The following is a 5106-nucleotide window of genomic DNA, read 5'->3' on the forward strand; positions in this document are numbered from 1 at the left end:
ACATGCGCCTGCATGTGATGAACGGCTATCAACGGTTTATCCAAAGCCAGTGATAAAGATTTGGCAAACTGTGCACCCACCAGTAAACTGCCGATTAGGCCTGGCGCCTGTGTAAAGGCAACGGCATCTATATCGTGAGTGGTGAGTGGCAAGTGGTGAATAGCTGAAGCCTGTTTTAAAGCAGCATCAACAACCGGAACTATATTTTGAATATGGGCCCTGCTGGCCAGTTCGGGCACCACACCGCCATATTGTTCATGAATGGCCTGGCCGGCAATAATGTTGGATAAGATTTTTCCATCAATACAAACCGAAGCCGATGTTTCATCGCAGGAAGATTCAATGGCAAGAATGATTGTTTCTTTCTTTTTTAATGAATCGTCTTTGAAAACCTGTTTTTCAGAAATATTGCTGTTGTTCACATGGCAAAAATAAGCCAATGATAATTTTGAAGATAGAACGGTTCTTTCCTGTTGTACCTGGTTGCCGCATAATATAAAAGAATGCTGCTGATTAATCCCGCAGCCCGGATTCAAACTTATAATACCTGCTATAAAAAATTATTATGGCCATTATAAAAAAGATTATATACATGTAACACGGCGCAAGTGTGATAAGAAGAATATATTCGATTAAGAAAATTACAAATAATAAAGCTATATAATCTTTTATGCTGAAGTTTTTCAAAAACGAAAAACTGTGCATTAGTAAAAGCAACGAAAACCCGGAAAGAATAAAATTAATGGCATCAATGCTGTTTAAGTGTGCAGGTGTAAGCGCTGATACAGTAATACACTCAGGAATTAAAAGAAAAAAATAAAACAGTGCATATTGCAGCAGTCTTCTCTCCAGTGATACCGGAAGCATTCTGTAAAAGCTTAAATAACTTTCTTCAAATATTCTTACCCTGAAAATTAAAATTCCATTTGCCAGTATGCCAAGGCTGTAGAACAGGTAAGGCATACTTAAATCCCGGTCAATAGTATTATTATTTCTTGCAGTTAAATAAAGCACACCGCAGGTAAAAACCTTAATGCCTGTCCATATATTTATTTGTTTACCTGCAACAAAACGAAGCAGTGTAAAATAATAAGCAGAAAGTACAGGCAGACTTCTTTTTTTTCTTACGGCAGGATTAGCAGTTTTGTTTGCATTGTCAAGCAGGTGAATGTGCCATCCTGCAGTCAAACAACAAAGCAGTAATAAATAGCCCATACTTAAACCAACAGGCCAGTATAAATGTTGTTGAAACCCCACAAAACAAATGAATATGCTGTAAAGAATTACCGGCAGTAATAATAAAATCCCGGTTGCGAAAAACAACCTGAACCGGTGTGCTATATTTAACTGGTTATATAGATTGAAAAATGAATAATAAGGGCTTGAAATGGCGCCGGATATAAATACTGCGTATTTGCGGGTATATAAAAACCATAAAAAGAAAACCAGTAACAGGAAAACCTTGCTTCGCAGCATGCCCGTAACCAGAGAATAATGGTACTCATATAAGCCGGCCCCATCCACTTTGCTGACTATAAAAAACATCATGGTAAATACAAAAACAAACAGGCCTGCATTTTCTTTATAAAACCTTTTTACAAGCGATCGGGATAATATTTTAAACGCAGCAGTCATTTAATAATAACATTGTTCTTTTCTATAAGAATATTGGTACAGGCCTGCATTAACTCATCATCAAATTCCTGGTGCGAGGTTATGATGAAATTTGTATTTGCATCTTTATGTTTATCAAGAATAAGCGATTGTGTTAAGGCTTCTGCATTTGCATCTAATGTAATGAAAGGTTCGTCAAGTATTATCCATTCCGGACTGCCAATAAAGGCAAGAACTATGGATAGTTTTTTTATCATACCCGCTGAATAAGCACCAATAGGTTTATTTATATAGCCGGCCATGTTGTAAATACTCAATAAAGTATCGGGTTCTTTTTGTTGAGCCTTACGAATGTTGCAATAAAGATGAATTAAATCGGCTCCCGTTAAAAATAAAGGAAACAGCGGTTCTGTTTCAGCCCAGCCAAATTTCCTTCTGTAGATAACCGGTTGTTTCCTTATGCTTGTGCTGTTAACTGTAATATCACCGTCAAAAGGCAGTAGTCCTGTTATCATTTTAAGCAGCGTAGTTTTGCCGGATCCATTTGCCCCGCTTAACCAATAAATATTGTTATCAAGTTTAAGCGAAGGAATATCAAGAACTAAAGTGGAATCATAATACTTTTTTATATCCTTTAATTCTAACATGTAACAATATTACTTTCAAAATGCGGAAGTAATGTTGTTGCAGAAGATAAAGATTCCCTAAAAGCTGATTACGGATTCCACCCCCAAAAAAGGAAATACTTAAGCTTTTTTGAGCTTACTTCTTTTAAAATAAATAAGCACCGCAATACCTCCCAAAAGTAATGGCCATATACTGATTAAGCATAGCATAAGGTTGCTGATAAAAGATGCTCCCGTAGAAAATGCTTCAGACATTTTAGTGAAGAAATCAGGCTTTTCATCTTCTGATGTTGAGCCATTAAGATATTGGTAATAAGTAAGGTTTATTGTACTGTATGAAGAGGAATGCTGCAGGTAATTTATTCTGCCGTTTGCCGCTTCAATATCTTCCTGTATGTCGTTTATTTCATTTTGAACCTGTAAAATCTCATTCATGTTTTTTGCCTGCTTCAAAAGCTGTAAATATTTATCACGTACAGCCATTTTAGCCTGCATACGTGCCTTCGTATCAACAACTTCACCGGTTACATCCTCACTTGAAATATTTTTCCCTGTTATTTTAATGCCATCGCCACCGAATGAATTTACAAGCGCATCAAACTGCGCCACCGGAACCTTTATGGTAACTGTGTTTTCAGTTTTATAATCTGTTTCCTGTTGGTTTTCTCCTGCTATATAGGCTCCGTATTGTTTTAATGAAGTATGAATAAACGTGTTGAATTTTTTATAATCATCCAATTGTAATTGCACATCAGCGGTTTTAATTATTTTCCGGTCCCAATCCGCATTGTCATTTTTCACTGATACAGGATTGTTGTTTGTGTCGGAGAGCGGGGCAACTGAATCGAATACTGCTACCTGGTCTTCATCTTTTCCTGTTGTCTTGTTGTGATCCATTGCGGTTTGATCTTCTGATTGAAGCTCTTTGGATTGGGACGCTTTATTACAAGCGTATAACATCATGGCAAATATTGCCATGCAATAGATATAGCGTTTCATGTTGTTGATTAATTGGTTTGATGAATGAGATGCAAAAAAGAACCTGTTTGCATAAATACAGGCTTGCTATTTATGCGGTCAATTTTTTTTGATTTTGGTGATGAATGTTGTTACAAACAATAGTTGCCATACTGTTTATGAACACAGCATAACATTCGTGGAACTAAACCTGATTTTTAGAAATTGATTGATTTGCAAGCCTGCAGGAATTAATTACTATATCAGGACTTTTGTAACCAGTTAAATGCGTTAAAAGAAAGCAAAATGGTAAGGGCTTCGGCCGTTAGTAAAGAAATCAATAAATAATAAAGCTGCGTTGATAGCTGTTGTTACTTCATGCCACCTAATTGCATAATAATATCCCATTCTTCATCCGTAACAGGTTGAACGGATAATCTTCCCAAACGCACCAATGCCATATTTTTTAAACGGGCATCTGTTTTTACCTGCGCCAGTGTAACAGGTTGCTTTAATTTTTTTACAGGCTTCAGGTCAACAACCACCCAGTTGGTATCATCAGTTGTGGGATCCTGGTAAGCTTCTTTTGCAACTTTGGCAATACCCACTATTTCAGTGCCTTCGTTGCTGTGATAAAACAATACTTCATCGCCTTTTTTCATGGCCCGCAAATTGTTCCGGGCAGCATAGTTTCTAACACCATCCCAGAATGTTTGTTTATCCTTTACAAACTGATCCCAACTGTATTTAAAAGGTTCTGATTTTACAAGCCAGTAAGCCATATAATAAATTTTAATTGAGTGAGTAATTAAGATACAATTGTTATGTCAGTTATGCATGAGTGCTGGTTTGATTTATATGCCACCTCCGATTATAACTGTACCGGTTTCAATGTTTTCACAAAGCCTGGGGTATGCGTATGGTAAACCATCAAGAATAAGCCAGAAAGGATAACCGCCTGTTAATTGCATAGGATAAATTTATAAGTGTAGCTGTACTATTGCAAATCTGCTACCAAATAAAATAAGCAGTATTTCAGGATAATTCTTTGCCGCAGATGCACAGGTTATCTTTAATAAATTCTCCTGATAGTTCCGCATTATCTGTATATCTGCTGCGACCATCTACCATTCAGCCCTTGCTGTGGGACTTACTGTTAATTCAGCAAAATCGCCGGCGCGGTATTTATAATAAGCTGTTATGGCAATCATGGCGGCATTGTCTGTGCAATATTCAAAAGCAGGAATAAAGGTTTGCCAATTGTACTTGTTACCATATTCTTTTAAAGCGTTGCGCAGACCACTGTTGGCGCTAACGCCACCGGCAATACAAACCTGTTTAATGCTGGTTTGTTCGGTTGCTTTCTTCAGTTTCTTCATTAAAATATGAATGATGGTATCTTGAACAGAAGCACAGAGATCGTAGAGATTTTCCTTAATAAAACCGGGATTATTATTTACTTCTTTCTGCAGCGAATACAGTACGGATGTTTTTAATCCGCTGAAAGAAAAATTCAAACCCGGGATTTGAGGCTCCGCGAATTTGAAAGCTTTCGGGTTTCCCTGTTTGGCATATTTATCAATCAGCGGCCCGCCGGGGTAGGGGAGGCCCAGCATTTTGGCTGTTTTGTCAAAAGCTTCGCCGGCTGCATCATCAATGGTTTCGCCAATTACCTCCAGGCGTAAGGGTGAATACGCCACCACAATCTGTGTATGCCCGCCACTGACAGTTAAGCATAAGAATGGAAATGCCGGCTTCGGATCAGTAATAAGATTGGCCAAAACATGCGCCTGCATGTGATGAACGGCTATCAACGGTTTATCCAAAGCCAGTGATAAAGATTTGGCAAACTGTGCACCCACCAGTAAACTGCCGATTAGGCCTGGCGCCTGTGTAAAGGCAACGGCAT

At 38.0% G+C, this 5106-nt stretch carries 5 protein-coding genes and 1 pseudogene; all 6 read right to left on the reverse strand.

Going from position 1 to position 5106, the window contains the following annotated elements; genetic code table 11:
* A pseudogene (locus QM629_RS07115) lies at positions 1-407 on the reverse strand (hypothetical protein); the annotation flags it as partial.
* A 106-nt stretch (positions 408-513) separates the two neighbouring features.
* Entirely contained in the window at positions 514-1635 is a 1122-nt protein-coding gene (locus tag QM629_RS07120) for a hypothetical protein (RefSeq protein WP_415158628.1), read from the reverse strand.
* Positions 1632-2261 carry an ABC transporter ATP-binding protein gene (locus tag QM629_RS07125; protein ID WP_415158630.1) on the reverse strand — a complete coding sequence of 210 codons (630 nt, stop codon included), beginning with the start codon at positions 2259-2261 and terminating at the stop codon, positions 1632-1634. The genes QM629_RS07120 and QM629_RS07125 overlap by 4 nt, the downstream gene beginning before the upstream one ends.
* 99 nt (positions 2262-2360) lie before the next feature.
* The gene (locus QM629_RS07130; RefSeq protein WP_415158632.1) at positions 2361-3239 is read right to left on the reverse strand and encodes a DUF4349 domain-containing protein; all 879 of its coding nucleotides are present in this window, start codon (positions 3237-3239) and stop codon (positions 2361-2363) included.
* Between the two features lie 329 nt (positions 3240-3568).
* Positions 3569-3979, reverse strand: coding sequence for an EVE domain-containing protein (locus QM629_RS07135; protein WP_415158634.1), 411 nt, complete (start codon positions 3977-3979; stop codon positions 3569-3571).
* A 342-nt stretch (positions 3980-4321) separates the two neighbouring features.
* Positions 4322-5106 (reverse strand): tRNA (adenosine(37)-N6)-threonylcarbamoyltransferase complex transferase subunit TsaD (tsaD, locus tag QM629_RS07140; RefSeq protein WP_415158636.1); only part of this gene is annotated, 785 nt, incomplete at its 5' end.

Source organism: Parafilimonas sp., assembly GCF_047606085.1.
Classification (GTDB): Bacteria; Bacteroidota; Bacteroidia; order Chitinophagales; family Chitinophagaceae; genus Parafilimonas.

What these genes read in the sequence shown, in the direction of transcription:
- QM629_RS07120 (WP_415158628.1), bottom strand. Translation starts at nt 1,635, where the DNA reads ATGACTGCTGCGTTTAAAATATTATCCCGATCGCTTGTAAAAAGGTTT.
- QM629_RS07125 (WP_415158630.1), bottom strand. Translation starts at nt 2,261, where the DNA reads ATGTTAGAATTAAAGGATATAAAAAAGTATTATGATTCCACTTTAGTT.
- QM629_RS07130 (WP_415158632.1), bottom strand. Translation starts at nt 3,239, where the DNA reads ATGAAACGCTATATCTATTGCATGGCAATATTTGCCATGATGTTATAC.
- QM629_RS07135 (WP_415158634.1), bottom strand. Translation starts at nt 3,979, where the DNA reads ATGGCTTACTGGCTTGTAAAATCAGAACCTTTTAAATACAGTTGGGAT.